Genomic DNA, 14,971 nt, shown 5'->3' on the forward strand with positions numbered 1-14,971 from the left:
CCTTACACTCGATATTTCAGAAGATCAGCCAGCCGTGCTAATCCACCTAACACAGCCGTCTGCAAAATCCGGGGCGGTCCCGCGAGGTACCCATCCATAACTCTCCAAGCGGCACCAAGCCATAAAGGGTTCGACGGAATCCCCTTGTTGTTAAGTTTGCCTTCACATTCCAATTTGTGAACAAGCTCAAACATGTTCCAATGTTGTCCCGGAGGGCGAATCTCATGCAGGGCAACCAGTCGGTCTTTGCTAACATTCCAGAATTGGTGAATCTGAGTCGGAAGGATGCGGGCCTGCCCCCCTTGCTCAACGATCGTCTCTTCTCCGTCAATCACAAATCGCATAAGCCCCTCTTGTACAGTAAATGTTTCTTGCAGAACCGGATGCCAATGCGGGCCGTTCATCGGACCTTGCTTAACAATCGTATGTTGTACCAAGAGATAGTCCCCTTGGTCGTCTGTGCCGCTGTCGAGTAAAGTTACGGTTCGACCATCAGGATGAACAAGGGTTTTTCCTGTCACATGACTCACCTCGATCCGTTATTTTGGATAATAGGGGATGTTTTTCCTTATGGTTCATTATAACGGAACGTTCCTCCCGGAATAATACCTAGGCTATGATTTAAGATATAAATTATCGTGCCGATATGAATCCACGCGAACAATGAAATTATCAGACGACGTCAATGGGCACCAAGGAGCAGCCTCTCTCATATGGTACATGAGCGGACATTTTTATTGAGGGGGTTACTTCCGAATGTACGGAAATTACTATCAAGTATCAGGGCCGATGACCAGGCAGAGAGTCTCCATGCAGCAAGCTCAAGAAATCGCACTTGCCCGTGTGCCTGGTCAAATCGTTCATATCGATATGGATCTGGAGCACGGCGTGTTGGTTTATGAAATATTTATTCTGACATCCGATAACAGATTGTTTGAAGTCGAAATTCTCGCAAAATCGGGAAGAATCTTAAAGGTGGAGGAAGAAGACGACGCGGATTAAGACGTCATTGACTAAAAAAGCAAATAAACCGAGTGAGACGGCTGAAGTCATCGTTTCGCTCGGTTTTGTATTTGTGTAGAATGTTAAGTCTCGGTTGCTTCACCAGGTCCTGACATTGTGTGATTCCCATCACGGAGAAGTGGGATGATCATCAAGAATCCAACGAGAAAACATGCGCCAGCCAAAGCGTATACGGAGGTTAGTGACATGGCCTGCTTCAATAGACCGGAGCATCCCATTGTGATCAGCATGGCTCCGGTCATGAGCGGCGTGCGCAAGCCTGTAACCCGACCGATGTAGGCTTGTTCCGTTTGCTGCATGACCAAGGTGTGGTTCCCGATAAAAATAGCCGGCTGCAGCAGCGCAATCAGGAATTGCGAGAGCATGGTCAGCCAGAGGACCGTCGACAGACCCAGCAGGAGAATGCCTGCGCCGTTCACGATCAGTCCCATCATCAGTAACCGTCCGGGAGCGATTCGGGATGCGAGCATAAACGTCACGATTCCGCCCAGGATTTCGCCTGCTCCGTAAGGGATGGTAATCCACTGCAAGTCCTGAGCGGACAAGCCTAAGCGTTCGGTTACCAGAAATACGCTGAGCGGGGAGATCAACCCCACCCCAAGACCCACAACCATGAAGCAGAGGCTTAGCCGCAGCAGGTCTCTTTTGAATAAAACATAACGAACGCCGTCGACCATATCTTGATGGATGGAGGGAGCTGCTGCTGTGTTTATAGATGTCTCTTGGTCTTTAGGCACAAACAGCATGGCTAGGGCAGATAACATGAACAACCCGCTCGTAAACACGAGGGCAGTCGATATGCCCCATTGCTGAAATACCCATGTGCCCAGAATCGGGCCGATGATCATGAAGAGAGAGAACAGCGTTTGCAGCAGCGACATGCCAATGGAAGCAACCTCGTCCGGTACATGGATTTTGAACAGCTTCATGCCAGAGGGCTGGGCGAACTGCGACAGAATGGAGGAGCATAAGGTCGCAAAGAATACGGCGCCCCACGAGCCGGATTCCAGCATCAGAAACACGATGAAGACGGAGCAGGCACTGAGTATCTCGCACCAGACGATGGTTGCTTTGGGACGCCAACGGTCAGCGAATACACCCCCTATGAACGCAAACAGAAAGATCGGTCCATATTCGGCGACGGAAATCATGGAAATGGCAAAAGCATTCCCGCCTGTCATGTCCATGACATACAGCAGAACGGCAAAATTTCGGATCCATATTCCGAGTTGGGAGCATAGATTGGAAATCAGGATCGCTCGGACGAAGGCGTTGCGTAGTAAACGGATGGAGCTTGGCACGGTGATATTCCTCCTTACAGAATCAATGGCTGGAACCTATTTTGCGGTCTCCTGTAAGGTGAGAGTCAACAGGTTAAAAACAACTAAAGTTGCTTAGTTACATTCAGAGAACAATGTTGGAATATCTGTGTGAATGGAAGTTGGTTCATCAGCGGAAACACCGTCCCCCCTTATCAACAACGGTCCGTATCGTGTAAAGTAATAAAATAAGAAGAATCCAACGAGCTGGAGGTGTGATAATGAACAACCTGTTGCAGGTTAGAGTGACCGGAATCCTGATTGAAGACGAACGTATTTTGCTGGTCAAACAGAGCGTTTCGGCAGAACGTGGCTGGTCGCTTCCCGGAGGAAGGGTAGAGCAGGGGGAAACCCTGGAAGAAGCCATGGTTCGGGAAATGGTAGAGGAAACCGGACTGACCACCAAAGTGAAGAAACTCCTGTACCTATGTGATAAACCAGATTCATCGCCCTCCCTGTTACATATTACTTTTTTGCTGGAACGCTTAGAGGGTGAGATCCGACTCCCATCGAACGAGTTTGATTCCAATCCCATAGGTGATGTGGTTTTGATCCCAATCGCAGATTTAACAAGCTACGGGTTCACCGAGAAGTTTATGACGATCGTTCAGCACGGATTTCCGGAGTCCGGAAGCTATCAAGGGCTCAAGGGTAATATTGGATTGTAAAGGAGGCACTGTTTCATGAAAAACGTATTTATTGTGCGACATTGCAAAGCGGAGGGACAAGCTGCCGACGCTCCGTTAACCGGGCAGGGTATTCAGCAAGCGCTTGAACTTGCGGAGTTTCTCTCGGATAAAGGGATTGATCATATTGTATCGAGCCCTTACCGTAGAGCCTGCGATACGATAAAACCCTTAGCGAATCTCATTGGCGTGGAAGTCGTGATGGATGAGAGATTAACGGAGAGAATTCTATCGGGTCGCAATGAGCCTGCTTGGCGGGAGATGCTTCGCCGAACTTACGATGATTTGGATATGTGTTATGAAGGCGGGGAATCAAGTCGTACAGCCATGCACCGCGCCGTTCGTGTGGTGGAGGAGATCCAGCAGAGCTCCAGCCAGAATGCTGTCATCGTGTCGCACGGCAACCTGATCTCGCTTCTGCTGAAGCATTACGACAACCGAATTGGATTCAGGGAGTGGGAGGGCTTGTCCAATCCTGATGTATACCGTCTTAGCTTTCTGCAAGATGTACCTGGCATACAACGAATATGGACCTCATGAAGGCTTGAAACAACTTATGTAAAAAAGAATTCATAAGCATTTATTCCCTATATTTGACGACAGGTCGTCCCCTATAATGGAGTTGCACAGATATCCAGCTTGCTCGCCTTGAGGAATACAATTCTCATAACAAAGAATAAACGCAATAAGGACAAACTGTGTGCATTGCATGGGTTCGCAACAACATTAGAGAGATTATGAAATAAAGGGGATACGAAACATGGCCAAAACAAAACGGGGCCGCGCACTCTGGAGTATGCCATCACGTGGCCGCGGCACATGCCCGGTATGCAGTACTTCTCGCATCAAGCTCCTCTACGTCGCCAACAAGTCGGACGGCACGGCGCTGAAGGTATGCAAGAGATGCCAGAATGCCGATCAGTCCAGAGTCGACGCTGCTGTCGTGTAAGACGCGGTTCGTCGGTTAACTGCATGTGAATACGAAACTTGAGAAACGATAGTCATGCAGCAGCCCGCTCCTTTATAACAATGGAGCGGGCTATTTTCATGTTCTGTGAAGTTCGGGCGTTACTGAAGGTTTACTTTGAATTTCGGATGGGATAATATCTGATTTAATGAAACGTAAATTAGATGTTCGTCAAATTGTTTAGGGAGTGAACATATCCATGCAATTGGATAAGGTGGTTAGTTATCATAAGGCGCTTGCAGACCCGACGCGAATCAAAATGCTGATCCTGTTAGCCGAAGGCGAATTGAACGGACAGGTGCTGGCTGAGAAGATCGGCGTCACCCCGGCAACGATTACGCACCATGCAGCGAAGCTGCGGGAAGCGAGCCTGATTAAAGAGCGCAGGGATAAGAACACAATCTATTTTTCGTTAAATGATTATTTTATCGAAAATAGTGCGAGAGCGACGGAGAAATTGATCTATCAGAGAGTAAGGCCCGCAGGCGTTCCGGAGCGCTTGGAGGAAGACGATCAGCGGACGAGGGACGCTGTCGTGAACAATTTTTTCACTTCCGATGGAAAGCTGAAGAGCATCCCTGCCCAGCTGAAGAAGAAACTCATCGTGCTTACGCATATGGTATCCCGACTTGAGAAGGGACGTAAGTACACCGAGAAGGAAATCAACGAGTTTATTCAGGGTTACCATGAGGACTTTGCGACTCTTCGCCGGGAGTTCATCATGCATCATTTCATGTTCAGGGATAATGGGGTATATGAGCTTAATCCGCAAGAGATGTGGGCAAGGTGGGAGGATCTGTCCTAATGAAAGAACATTCGCCGCTATCCTATCAACGGATCGAGGATGCCAAAGCGGGGGATTTCGATGCCTACCGGATGATCGTCAACGAGTATTCCAACGCCCTGTTATCCGTTGCATACAGCGTGCTGGGAGATTTCCACGAGGCACAGGATGCGGTGCAGGAAGCATTTCTGAAGTGCTATCGCAACCTGCATATCCTGAACGATCCTGCCAAGCTTGGCAGCTGGCTATATGCGATTGCGCACCGGACCAGCCTCGATTTTGCCAAAAGAAGCAGGCGAACGCTCCCGCTGGATGAAACGGCTCTATCATCGGACAATATCACGCCATGGCTGGAACAATATGTGATCCATGATTCCGTCTGGGGAGCCTTGCAGGAATTGGAGGAGAAGAGTAGATCCGTTGTCGTGCTGCATTACTTAAGCGAGTGGTCCATGAAAGAGATCGGACAGTTCCTTAATATGTCGGTGTCTGCGGTTGAAAGCCGTATACGACGTACCAGAGAAGTTTTGAAACAGCATCTTGCCCGTGATTTCGAGCATTATTTCCATACCCATCGTCTGGGGAGGGATTTCGAGCAGCAGGTCTCGGAGCAAGTCCTTAAGCGAGCCGGTCATTTCTATATTCCAGTCACGGATAAAATTCAGGCGACCGCATGGTTTATCCTGCATTTTCATCTGGAAACCAGCAGGCACGGAAATCCGGTACTGGAATCCGGACAGGAATTGTATTTGCTCGAATGTCAGCATCACTCACCGGCCAGCTTGCCAGTACTCACGTTCGAAGTAGCGAGCGTTGGGCAGTTAGGGCACCAGCTGCATCAGCAAGGGGTTAGAAGCGAGCCGATCCGGGAGGATGATGTATTCGGCAAATGGCTGGCATTTTATGATCCCGATGGCAATAAGTATCTTGCGATTGAAAAACATGGATAAAAAATAGTGACTTCGTGACGGAATTGATCCGGCTCCATCGTCTATATATTGTAACCACATTAAACAAGAGGTGAATAGGATGACGACAGACAACCAATTAAACGAAGTGCCCAAGCTCCAATCCGTGAACAAGCCTTTGCTAAAGAGGGTTCATTGCAATTATCTCCCGGTAAGGAATCTTCCGCTGGCGGTAAAATGGTACTCTGAGCTATTTGGCCTTACTGTGAGAAAATGCGACGATACGGGCGCTATCCTGATCCTAGGGGACGGACAGTGGCTATTCCTGCTGGAAACGCTCGATAACCGAACAGCCAATTTTGTAACCAACCAATGGGATGGGGAGAACTATGAGATGTTCTCGTTAACCTTCGAGGTCGAGAATATTACCGAGCTGCACAAACGGCTGCGGGAGAACGGGGCAGAGGTCGAGCCGCTGGTTGATCACGGTGCCTGCGGATTGCAGTTCAAATTCAAGGATATGGACGGCAACAAGTTTAATGTTTGGCAGGATGCACCCACGAGCTGACGGATAGAAGATGGGAATGGATAGGCAAGCGCTGGCTTTCATAAGGCAGAGGCTTGCCTTTTTTTGTTGTTAAAGCGCCGGGCCCATCTTTGCTGCTGGGTCTGGCGCCTTCCAATGTTACTCATAATCCTGGGACAAGCGTCGTAAATGTAGGTGGTAGTCTAATTCACCGGTAACGTTTACAATGGGGGATATAGGGATTAAATGCCAAGTGAGGTGATTGGATGGAAGTCTACCGCTGCATGAACCATCCCGAGAGGGAGGCAGTCGCTCAGTGCACTCGCTGCGGGAAGCCAGTGTGTCAGGAATGCCATAATCCGGAAACAGGCCGCTGTCGCTACCGCTGCGGTGAGATGAACCCCGCTCCCGGCATGCCGGGACGGCAAAGGAACGTATGGGTGACCGTGATCATCTCCATACTGGCCATCTTGGGCGGCCTTGCGCTGCTGCTGCTAACGATTTGCGGCGCAATCTTGTTTTCTTATTAAAATAACGCGTGCCTATTTCCGGTTAGATTGCTTTTCCAATTCAAGTTTTGATATCAAGGAGTGGACAGATGGAGTTTCCTGTTTATGTGTACCTGGGTTCCTGGCGGATTCATCCGCACGTGCTGTTTGAATCGCTGGCCTACTTTATCGGCTTCCGCGTGTATTTATGGACCCGCAGGCCGAGCGGCATGACGAAGCTGATGAGCCTGCAGATTCTGGCTGGAATCATTGCCGGCGCGGCCATTGGCTCCAAGCTGCTATTCTGGCTGGAGGATCCGGCCGCCACCTGGGAACAGCTGCGCCAATTCCATCTGCTGTGGGGAGGCAAGACGATTGTAGGCGGTCTTCTGGGCGGATTGATCGGCGTTGAGCTGACGAAGCGCTTGGTGGGATGGAAGCATTCCACGGGCGATGATTTTGTTTATCCGCTGATGCTGGGCCTGGGACTCGGACGGATCGGCTGTTTTCTGACCGGTCTGGATGACCATACCTACGGTACGCCGACGACCTGGTTCACGGGTGTGGATTTTGGCGACGGGGTTTATCGCCATCCGACTCAGCTGTATGAGATCCTGTTCCTGATCGTGCTGGCCTTGCTGCTGCTTCCGCTGTACCGCCAAAGCCGGGGCAGATCCACTCGCGAGGGCTACGTGTCCGGGCGGATGTTTCAATGGTTTATGGCCGGGTATCTGCTGTTCCGCCTGGTGATCGACTGGATCAAGCCGACGCCGCATCCTTACCTGGGACTGAACAATATTCAATTAGCCTGCATCGCGGGCCTCATCTATTATGCGTGGCTGATCGGCGGCAGAAATAGGCTTCGCCGTTCGATGCCGGGTTCCCAACTTCCAAGCTGACCAAAGGAGTCTTGATTATGCCAAAAAACCGGCCTTATCTGTATCATGAACTGACCAATAGCATATGCACGACCTGTTACCGCAAAGTGGAAGCCAAGATCATCGAGGAGAACGGCATGATCTATATGCTCAAAAGATGCCTCGTTCACGGTCCGGAAAAAGTGCTGATCGCAACCGAGGCCGATTATTACCATCAGACGCGGAAGTTCATCAAGCCGTCCGAAATGCCGCTCGTCTGGAATACGCCGATCCGTTACGGCTGTCCTTACGACTGCGGACTCTGTCCGGACCATGAGCAGCACAGCTGTCTCACGCTGCTGGAGATCACGGACCACTGCAACCTGCAGTGCCCGATCTGCTTCGCGGAATCGTCGCCGCATCGCACATCCTACAGGTCGCTTGCACAGATCGAATTCATGCTAGACCGGATCGTCGAGAACGAGGGGGAGCCCGACATCGTGCAGATCAGCGGCGGCGAGCCGACGACGCATCCGGATTTTTTTGACATCCTGGACATGTGCAAGAGCCGCCCCATCAAGCATATTATGGTGAACACGAACGGTATCCGCATTGCCCAGGACCGCGATTTTGCGCGGAGGCTCGCCGAATATATGCCCGGCTTCGAAATCTACCTGCAGTTCGACAGCTTTGAGGCGCATGTGCTGAAGGAGCTGAGAGGGGCCGACCTGCGGCGCATCCGCCAGCAGGCCATTGACCATCTGAATGAATTCAACATATCCACGACGCTGGTCGTCACGCTGAAGAAAGGCCTCAATGACGGCGAGATCGGAGACATTATTCAGTACGGACTTCAGCAAAAAGCGGTGCGCGGCGTGACGATTCAGCCGATTCAGGCAGCAGGCCGGCTGGAGGGGTATGATCCGGCAACCGACCGGCTGACCGTGAGCGAAGTCCGGCGTATGATCATCGATCAGTCCGAGGTGTTTACGGATGCGGACATTCTGCCGGTGCCTTGCCATCCGGATTGCCTGGCTATGGGCTACGCCTTGAAACTGGGCGGGGAAGTGCTGCCGTTGACGCGGATGATCGACCCGGAAATCCTGCTCGAGGGCGACAGCAACACGATTGTGTTTGAGCAGGATCCGGTGATCCGGAGCAAAATGTTTGAGCTGCTGTCAACGGGCCATTCGCCGCAATCCTCGGCGCTCTCCCTGAAGAGCCTGCTCTGCTGTCTGCCGCTGGCCGCCGTACCGGAGCAGATTACCTATGACAACGTCTTCCGGGTCATTATCATGCAGTTCCTGGATGCCCATAACTTCGATGTCCGCTCCGTCAAGAAATCCTGCGTCCACATCATGCATCCCGACGGACGGATGATCCCGTTCGATACCTACAACATGTTCTACCGGGATGACAAGGAAGAGCTGCTGAAGGAGCTGAAGGCAGAGGTTGCCACGGCCTGGGACCGGTAAGCCGTTCTAAGGCAATGCACTCCATGCCAATGAAACGAAAAGTCGACCCGAGCTTACATAGGGAGGCGATACATTGTGCAGAACAATAGCCCTGAAACTGATAAGGTGTCTCCGTTTCAGTTGGATCAGAACATGAAGATTGGTAACGCCGGAGCGGACGAACTGTTATGGTATTCCCCATTGGAGGAGCCGTTCCGAGTATCGGGCTTTGCCTGGCTCAACGTTGAACATAAATATCGCAGGCTGCCTACCGTACCTGATGTTCCCATAGGGCCAGAGGTGGATGCATTAGCGAACTGCACATCAGGTGGTCAGATCCGCTTCCGCACGAATTCCCGAAGCGTCTCGGTCCGCGTGCGGCTGACCGCAGGATCCGGCATGTATCACATGCCGCCAACGGGGGAGTGCGGCGTGGATGCGTATATCGGCGGCCCAGGCGAGTGGAAACATGCAGGAACGGCCCGTTTCCAGCCAGGTCAGGTAGAGTATGAGAGCAGCCTTTTCACTGTTGAGGACCGCAAAGTACGCTCGTTCCTGCTCAACATGCCTTTATACCAGGGCGTCGAGGAGATGTGGATTGGACTTGAACCAGAAGCGGAGGTCTGGGCACCGGAATCCTATGATTCTTCCCAAAAAGTGATTGTATACGGAACCTCCATTACCCAAGGCGGATGCGCGTCGCGTCCCGGCATGTCGTACACGAATATCTTAAGCCGCAGGCTGCATCTGGAGTTTGTCAACCTGGGCTTCTCGGGGAACGGCAAGGGTGAGCCGGAGCTTGCCGAGCTGGCCGCCCAAATCTCTGCGCCGGCCTGCCTCGTGATTGATTATGAGGCGAATTGCGGGGGGACCGAAGCTTATCGGAAGACCTTGCCGCAGTATATCGAGACTTACCGGAAGTTTCATCCCGAGGTTCCCATCATCCTGGTATCCCGCATCCCTCATGGAGCCGAGTCGTTTATGCCGGAGTTTCGCGAAGGACGGCTCGCGCGGAAAAAGTTTCAGATGGAGCTCATTCGGGAACTGACTGAGGCCGGAGACCATAACCTAACGTTTGTGGATGGATCGGATTGGTTAGGTGACGATCCCGGGGAAACGACCGTTGATGGGGTTCATCCGACGGACCTTGGCTTCAAGCTGATGGCGGATGGGCTTGAGCCTGTGCTAAGGCAAGTAATTGGCGATAGAGCCGCTGCAGCAGGGCGATAGGGCAGTTAACAGTCCAAATGTTAGCGAATAGGTGTATGTAGGTGTCTGTATGGAGTTTCATTTATCGCAATGAAACGTTAATAAGGTGAATCATTAAGTTACAAAGCCCGTTCCTGGTTGGAACGGGCTTTTGTCTGTGCCCTCGCCTAATTCAAAAAGTTTTAATTGTTTGCCTAATAAATCGAATGTTATGATAACAAATAACTAATAACTAACCGATTATGCTAAAGGATGTGTGCAGCTTATGGCAGGAAGAGTCACGATGCAGCAAATTGCCGATCATCTCGGCCTTTCAAAGTTCGCAGTTTCTAAAGCGCTTTCAGGTAAATCCGGCGTCAGTTTGGAGACAAGGGAGAAAATCGTGAACGTCGCGACCCAACTCGGCTATTTTGCCAATAAGCCGCCGAAGGCCGGAGGCAAGAAGAACGAAACTAACGCCAGCGGCACCCTTGCCGCAAGGGAGACCGTAATCGTGCTCGTTCCGAATGTCCGTTATCAGACACGTGATTCCCTGTATTGGGGACGAATTATCGATGGAATCACAAATGAGCTTGAGCTGAGGGAGACGGGGATGGTCATCGTGACCGACCAATTCAAGGACAGCTTTGCGAACCTGATTAATCCGAGCGGGGTGAGAGGCATCATCGGCGTCGGATTCATCTCGTCGCAGCTGCTTCTCGAAATCCGCAGCCTGGATATCCCCTTCGTATTGATCGATCATGAAGATCCGCTGATTCCGTCAGACTCCCTGTTCATGAACAATGTGGAGTGCACGAGACGGGTAACCAATTACTTGACGGGGTGCGGGCATCGAAAGCTTCAGTTCGTGGGTAACGTCCGGTTTTCGCGCAGCTTCACCGATCGGTATCAAGGGTACCGCTCCGTTCTCGGCGAGCAGGGGATCCCGCTGAATCAGAACGAGGAGCTGCTTAGCTTCGAAGGGGACAACCGCTCCGAAATGACGGAGGCGCTGGAGATGATTATAAGTCGGATAGATGAGCTCCCGACCGCCTTTGTGTGCGCGAACGACTCCATTGCCATCTGCGTTATGACGGTCCTTGGCAAGCTGGGTACCAAAGTGCCCGCAGATTGCTCGGTTACCGGTTTTGACAACATTGAGGATGCGGCTTTTGCGACTCCGTCGCTGAGCACCATTCACGTCAACAAGGAGGCGTTCGGACGCAGAGCTGTGGAGATGTTGATGAGACGAGTGGAGCAGCCGGATAGCCCGCTGGAAAAAATACTGCTTGCCGGCGACTTCATCCTCCGCGAATCCACGGCTTATGCCAAGAAGGTCGATTGAGATGAATATGCGCGGCTGCATTGCCCGTCTATGGAAGGAGCGGCCGGCTGGGCGTCTGGACCGGAAGCTGTTTGTGGTCTTTCTGTTTCTGATCATTCTGCCGATCGGACTCATCACGTATTTTGCGGCAGAACGCTATACGGCCACCATCGAGAACAATACGGTCGCCTACGTGTCCCAGCTGTCGAGCAAAATGATGGGCAAGCTGGACGATTACGTGACCGATATGATGAAAATTTCGATCATTCCCTCGTACCTCAATGAAATTCAGTCAGGGCTTGAGCTGTCGAATCGGCATTACCAGGCGGAAGGAGAGCCGAAGGAATCGGCGAGCCTGAACGAGAGCGAGCTGAAGCTCCAGATCACGCGCAAGGTCGAGCGGAGCATCTATTTCATGAACAACATAAAGGAAGGCACGAGTAACGTGTATCTGTTCGACCTTTTCGGCAACCCGTACTACGTGGTCAAAAGCGGCGGGAACCGCTCGAATCTGCAGCAGTACTATGACAACTGGCGCAAACTCGCCACGGCGGCCGGCGGCCGGCCCGTGCTGGTCAGCACGCAGGAGATCGCCGTGTCCGCCGGCAGCAAGCAGTATATGTTCACGGTCGTCCGCGACATTATCGACAAATCGTATCATTCTATCGGCACCATTGTGGTGGATGCCAACATCGGCGTGATCGAGAACATCGTCACCGACCTGGAGGAAACGACGCACGGCACCACCTTCATCCTGGATGACAACGGGACCGTGATCTATGACAGCGAGAAGAAATATTTGTCCCGCAGCATGACCGATAATGAGGCGCTTGCCCAGGCCACCGGTAACGAAGGAAGCTTTCGGCTTGAGGTCGGCGGGGAGGAGCAGCTGGTCGTTTATCGGAAATCCGAGCAGACGGGCTGGCTGATCCTGATTACGGTGCCGGAGCGTCAGCTGATGCAGGATGCGCTTAAGACCCGCAAAATTACGATCGCTGCGGCTGTCGGCGTTACCAGCTTTGCCCTTATCATTTCCCTGATTCTGATTTATGCACTGACAAGACCGCTGCGGTCCATCGTCCATCTGATGAAGCAGGTGCAGACCGGCAAGCTGGATGTGGTGTTCCCGGTCCGAAGGCGTGACGAGGCATCGCTGATCGGGGTTTCGTTCAACCGGATGATGGCACGCATCAAACAGCTTATTGATGATATTTACACGATCGAGAAGCGGAAGAAGGAGGCGGAGCTGGAGCGTCTACAGCACCAGATCAATCCGCATTTTATCTACAACACGCTGGAGACGATCCGGATGACGGCCGTCCTTCATGATGATCATGAGGTGGGGGATATGGTTCAGCTGTTAGGCCAGCAGCTCCGTTACAGCATTCATGCCGGCAGCGAGGTCGTGGAGGTGAAGCACGAGTGGGAGCATGTCAAAGCCTACATCGAGCTGCTCAATTACCGTTACGGCGAGCGGTTCATGCTGACATTGCCGGATGATCCGGCAGCTAATTCGATTAAGGTGATGAAGCTGCTGTTTCAGCCGATTATCGAGAATGCCGTCAATCATGGCTTTGACGAGAACAAACCCGTGCTCCACCTGACCATTACCTATGCCATGGATGGTACGGACCATGTTTTTACCGTAACGGATGACGGGCTGGGCATGTCGACAGAAGCGCTTGACAGGCTGCGCCACTTGCTGGATCAGGCGCTGCCTCAAGGTACGGACGGCCGGGGGGTCGGGCTGCGCAATGTGCATGAGAGACTTCAGCTCCGATACGGCAGACCTTACGGCCTTGCCGTAGACAGCGAGGAAGGGCAGGGCACTTCCGTTCGGATTACCTTTCCCGCGGACCATATAGAAGAACCGAGAACAGGAGGACTTGCGAATGCTTAACATTGCAGTGGTGGATGATGAGGAACGGATCAGGTTAGGGCTGGGCAAGCTCATACAGGATGCAGGCGAGCAGTACCGCGTCGTGGGGACGTTCGCAAGCGGTCAGGAGCTGCTGGATCAATGGCATGAGCTGCAGCCCGATCTGGTTATTACCGATATCAAAATGCCGCAAATGAACGGGCTCCAGCTGATGGCGAATATCAAGCAGATGGCCTTCCATACCAAATTCGCCGTGCTGAGCGGTTATAACGATTTCGAATATGCCCGGACCGCCATGCGGCAGGGAGCCCTGGAGTATTTGCTCAAGCCGGTCAACATGAAAGAGCTGCTTCGCATGCTGGAGAACGTCGACGAGCTGGTCAAGGGCGAGCAGAACGAGCGCAAGCTGGAGTCGGACGATCTGGTGAGCTTCCTGTTAGGCGCGGATCAGCGAAAAATGCCGGGGCATTTGTTCGAGGAAGTCTGCGACCGACTGGATCAGCAGACGCTGTTCCACGGATATTATGCGGTCATCCTGCTTCGCACATTCCCGGAAATCGTGGAAGAGAGGCTGCTTGAATGGACATCGGCTTGGGGGGCTGAGCAGAAAATTATCGACTGCGAAGGGGAACGGCAGGCGATCCTGGTGTCCATTGCAGAGTCCAGCCATGCGAATATCGTAAGGGAATGGGCTGCGATGCTCCTGCAGCAGCTTCCCGCGTGCACATCGGCGAAGGCAGGCATCAGCGGCGTGTTCAGTGGAAGCCGATGGCTGCCGGAGGCCTATAGGGAAGCCGCGCGCGTGCTGGAGCAGGCTTGGTACAGCGACGAAAGGCGCTGCTGTGGGGGTGAAGGCAGACAGCCGGTTCAGAAGGAAGAGCGCTACCGGCTTGTCCGTTCGCTGGATAAGCTGCTGCTTCCGGCACTGCGTGCCGGCGAGTATGCGCGCTTGCCGGCGGCGCTGCGGACATGGCTGGATGAGACGGCTTCCCTGCAGCCGGGCTGGGCCGAGCTGAGAGAGGTTTGTTTTTCCCTGGAGTCATATATGGCGGAAGAGATGAAGCAGCGCGGCATTCCAGTCGGGGATGTGGATTGGAACCTGGAGCCGGGAAACAGCGAGAATTGGCGCTCCTTCGCGGGCCTGCTGAAGACCGCTGTGGAGCAGGCCGCCGGGCTTCTGGATCAAGGGAAGAGCGAGCACCGGGCTGTGGAGACGATCAAAGCCTATATTCAGCAGCATTATACCGAGGAAATAGAGCTGCAGCACCTCGCCGATCTGGTCTATTTGACCCCGAGTTACTTGAGCAAGCTGTTCAAGACCGAGACGGGGGAGACGATTACCGACTATTGTATCGCCGTGCGAATCGAGCATGCCAAGCGGCTGCTGAAGGAGGATCACGGGCTCAAGACGTATATGGTCGGCGAACGCGTGGGTTACCCGGACCCGGCTTATTTTAATAAAGTATTCAAAAAAATGACGGGGAAAACACCAAAGGAGTACCGCGATTTTGTTAGGTGACTGTTATCTAAACTGAGGACAATAAAAGCAAACAAAGTCTATTATTTTT

At 52.5% G+C, this 14,971-nt stretch carries 16 protein-coding genes; 14 read left to right on the forward strand and 2 right to left on the reverse strand.

What is annotated here, in order from left to right; translation table 11 throughout:
* Positions 1–2: 2 nt before the first annotated feature.
* Positions 3–521 (reverse strand): cupin domain-containing protein, encoded by a 519-nt coding sequence (locus tag AC0VZ8_RS05765; protein WP_475486324.1) that lies wholly within the window; start codon positions 519–521, stop codon positions 3–5.
* A gap of 235 nt (positions 522–756) precedes the next feature.
* On the opposite strand from AC0VZ8_RS05765, the gene AC0VZ8_RS05770 reads away from it, so the two are divergent.
* On the forward strand, positions 757–1,002 hold the full coding sequence (locus AC0VZ8_RS05770; protein WP_071221344.1) for a PepSY domain-containing protein: 246 nt from the start codon (positions 757–759) through the stop codon (positions 1,000–1,002).
* Positions 1,003–1,085: 83 nt separating this feature from the next.
* Here the strand turns inward: AC0VZ8_RS05770 and AC0VZ8_RS05775 are convergent, their stop codons facing one another.
* Positions 1,086–2,324 (reverse strand): MFS transporter, encoded by a 1,239-nt coding sequence (locus tag AC0VZ8_RS05775; protein WP_475486325.1) that lies wholly within the window; start codon positions 2,322–2,324, stop codon positions 1,086–1,088.
* A gap of 239 nt (positions 2,325–2,563) precedes the next feature.
* On the opposite strand from AC0VZ8_RS05775, the gene AC0VZ8_RS05780 reads away from it, so the two are divergent.
* From AC0VZ8_RS05780 to AC0VZ8_RS05840, 13 genes are all read left to right on the forward strand, one after another.
* Complete coding sequence (locus tag AC0VZ8_RS05780) at positions 2,564–3,010, forward strand: NUDIX hydrolase (RefSeq protein WP_475486326.1); 447 nt, start codon at positions 2,564–2,566, stop codon at positions 3,008–3,010.
* A 15-nt stretch (positions 3,011–3,025) separates the two neighbouring features.
* Entirely contained in the window at positions 3,026–3,568 is a 543-nt protein-coding gene (locus AC0VZ8_RS05785; RefSeq protein WP_475486327.1) for a histidine phosphatase family protein, read from the forward strand.
* 220 nt (positions 3,569–3,788) lie between these two features.
* Positions 3,789–3,977 (forward strand): hypothetical protein, encoded by a 189-nt coding sequence (locus tag AC0VZ8_RS05790; protein WP_074961888.1) that lies wholly within the window; start codon positions 3,789–3,791, stop codon positions 3,975–3,977.
* Positions 3,978–4,194: 217 nt separating this feature from the next.
* Positions 4,195–4,800, forward strand: coding sequence for a DUF2087 domain-containing protein (locus tag AC0VZ8_RS05795; protein WP_475486328.1), 606 nt, complete (start codon positions 4,195–4,197; stop codon positions 4,798–4,800).
* Entirely contained in the window at positions 4,800–5,729 is a 930-nt protein-coding gene (locus AC0VZ8_RS05800; protein WP_475486329.1) for a sigma-70 family RNA polymerase sigma factor, read from the forward strand. The genes AC0VZ8_RS05795 and AC0VZ8_RS05800 overlap by 1 nt, the downstream gene beginning before the upstream one ends.
* Positions 5,730–5,808: 79 nt before the next feature.
* On the forward strand, positions 5,809–6,255 hold the full coding sequence (locus AC0VZ8_RS05805; protein WP_071221338.1) for a VOC family protein: 447 nt from the start codon (positions 5,809–5,811) through the stop codon (positions 6,253–6,255).
* 224 nt (positions 6,256–6,479) lie between these two features.
* Complete coding sequence (locus AC0VZ8_RS05810; RefSeq protein ID WP_071221337.1) at positions 6,480–6,743, forward strand: B-box zinc finger protein; 264 nt, start codon at positions 6,480–6,482, stop codon at positions 6,741–6,743.
* Positions 6,744–6,811: 68 nt separating this feature from the next.
* Entirely contained in the window at positions 6,812–7,600 is a 789-nt protein-coding gene (locus tag AC0VZ8_RS05815) for a prolipoprotein diacylglyceryl transferase family protein (protein WP_475486330.1), read from the forward strand.
* A 17-nt stretch (positions 7,601–7,617) separates the two neighbouring features.
* Complete coding sequence (locus AC0VZ8_RS05820) at positions 7,618–9,033, forward strand: radical SAM protein (RefSeq protein ID WP_194541143.1); 1,416 nt, start codon at positions 7,618–7,620, stop codon at positions 9,031–9,033.
* A gap of 75 nt (positions 9,034–9,108) precedes the next feature.
* Positions 9,109–10,242 carry an SGNH/GDSL hydrolase family protein gene (locus AC0VZ8_RS05825; protein ID WP_475486331.1) on the forward strand — a complete coding sequence of 378 codons (1,134 nt, stop codon included), beginning with the start codon at positions 9,109–9,111 and terminating at the stop codon, positions 10,240–10,242.
* 244 nt (positions 10,243–10,486) lie between these two features.
* Positions 10,487–11,545 (forward strand): LacI family DNA-binding transcriptional regulator, encoded by a 1,059-nt coding sequence (locus AC0VZ8_RS05830; RefSeq protein ID WP_475486332.1) that lies wholly within the window; start codon positions 10,487–10,489, stop codon positions 11,543–11,545.
* Between the two features lies 1 nt (position 11,546).
* Complete coding sequence (locus AC0VZ8_RS05835) at positions 11,547–13,424, forward strand: sensor histidine kinase (protein ID WP_475486333.1); 1,878 nt, start codon at positions 11,547–11,549, stop codon at positions 13,422–13,424.
* On the forward strand, positions 13,417–14,922 hold the full coding sequence (locus tag AC0VZ8_RS05840) for a response regulator (protein ID WP_475486334.1): 1,506 nt from the start codon (positions 13,417–13,419) through the stop codon (positions 14,920–14,922). The genes AC0VZ8_RS05835 and AC0VZ8_RS05840 overlap by 8 nt, the downstream gene beginning before the upstream one ends.
* Positions 14,923–14,971 lie beyond the last annotated feature (49 nt).

Source organism: Paenibacillus sp. QJM3NY_38, assembly GCF_056173265.1.

Coding starts and splice junctions, on each gene's coding strand:
- AC0VZ8_RS05770 (WP_071221344.1), top strand. CDS start 757: ATGTACGGAAATTACTATCAAGTATCAGGGCCGATGACCAGGCAGAGA.
- AC0VZ8_RS05780 (WP_475486326.1), top strand. CDS start 2,564: ATGAACAACCTGTTGCAGGTTAGAGTGACCGGAATCCTGATTGAAGAC.
- AC0VZ8_RS05785 (WP_475486327.1), top strand. CDS start 3,026: ATGAAAAACGTATTTATTGTGCGACATTGCAAAGCGGAGGGACAAGCT.
- AC0VZ8_RS05790 (WP_074961888.1), top strand. CDS start 3,789: ATGGCCAAAACAAAACGGGGCCGCGCACTCTGGAGTATGCCATCACGT.
- AC0VZ8_RS05795 (WP_475486328.1), top strand. CDS start 4,195: ATGCAATTGGATAAGGTGGTTAGTTATCATAAGGCGCTTGCAGACCCG.
- AC0VZ8_RS05800 (WP_475486329.1), top strand. CDS start 4,800: ATGAAAGAACATTCGCCGCTATCCTATCAACGGATCGAGGATGCCAAA.
- AC0VZ8_RS05805 (WP_071221338.1), top strand. CDS start 5,809: ATGACGACAGACAACCAATTAAACGAAGTGCCCAAGCTCCAATCCGTG.
- AC0VZ8_RS05810 (WP_071221337.1), top strand. CDS start 6,480: ATGGAAGTCTACCGCTGCATGAACCATCCCGAGAGGGAGGCAGTCGCT.
- AC0VZ8_RS05815 (WP_475486330.1), top strand. CDS start 6,812: ATGGAGTTTCCTGTTTATGTGTACCTGGGTTCCTGGCGGATTCATCCG.
- AC0VZ8_RS05820 (WP_194541143.1), top strand. CDS start 7,618: ATGCCAAAAAACCGGCCTTATCTGTATCATGAACTGACCAATAGCATA.
- AC0VZ8_RS05830 (WP_475486332.1), top strand. CDS start 10,487: ATGGCAGGAAGAGTCACGATGCAGCAAATTGCCGATCATCTCGGCCTT.
- AC0VZ8_RS05835 (WP_475486333.1), top strand. CDS start 11,547: ATGAATATGCGCGGCTGCATTGCCCGTCTATGGAAGGAGCGGCCGGCT.
- AC0VZ8_RS05840 (WP_475486334.1), top strand. CDS start 13,417: ATGCTTAACATTGCAGTGGTGGATGATGAGGAACGGATCAGGTTAGGG.